The following is a 248-nucleotide window of genomic DNA, read 5'->3' as shown; positions in this document are numbered from 1 at the left end:
AAAGCAGCCCTACTTGAATACATAGGAAATAATGACATTTCAAATGAGGATAACCAGAAAAAGTTAGAAAAAAGAATTGAAGAACATATGGAGAAAGAGGCTAACGAGTTGGTAAAACAACTACAAGAAAATAATGCAGATAGCCTAGGTTTAGGGCAATTTGTGAGAAACACATTGAGTCCCGTAGAATGGAAGGAATTAAATTGGAAAGAGGTTTAACCTAACATAAAAATCAATATGGATATTTC

General features: G+C 33.1%; 1 protein-coding gene. It reads left to right on the top strand.

The window, feature by feature from the left end:
* Positions 1 to 219 (top strand): Ger(x)C family spore germination C-terminal domain-containing protein (locus AOA59_RS32140; protein WP_218212218.1); only part of this gene is annotated, 219 nt, incomplete at its 5' end.
* Positions 220 to 248: the final 29 nt, after the last annotated feature.

This window comes from Pseudomonas sp. 2822-15, from assembly GCF_002742515.1.
Taxonomy (GTDB): Bacteria; Pseudomonadota; Gammaproteobacteria; order Pseudomonadales; family Pseudomonadaceae; genus Aquipseudomonas; species Aquipseudomonas salomonii.
Note: the sequence above shows the minus strand (reverse complement) of the source record. Positions and strands in the feature narration are given on the sequence as shown.